The organism is Citrobacter sp. TBCS-14 (assembly GCF_005280805.1).
Classification (GTDB): Bacteria; Pseudomonadota; Gammaproteobacteria; order Enterobacterales; family Enterobacteriaceae; genus Citrobacter; species Citrobacter gillenii.
The window spans coordinates 1-227 of sequence record NZ_SZWM01001277.1 but is presented as its reverse complement, the minus strand read 5'-3'; the positions used below and the strand labels follow the sequence as shown (position 1 = coordinate 227).

At 52.9% G+C, this 227-nt stretch carries 1 pseudogene; it reads left to right on the top strand.

Annotated elements, in window-relative coordinates:
* A pseudogene (locus tag FDX22_RS27355) lies at positions 1 to 227 on the top strand (DNA repair protein RecN); the annotation flags it as partial.

The window sequence follows — 227 nt, the reverse complement described above, 5'->3', positions numbered from 1 at the left end:
CAGCGAAGCCAGCGATGAGCTGCGCCACTATTGCGATCGTCTGGATTTAGACCCTAACCGTTTGTTCGAGCTTGAACAGCGAATTTCTAAGCAAATCTCTCTGGCGCGTAAGCATCACGTCGCCCCTGAAGCACTGCCACAGTTTTACCAGTCCCTGCTTGATGAGCAACAGCAGCTTGACGATCAGGCTGATTCGCTCGAAACCTTAACCCTGGCGGTAAACACGC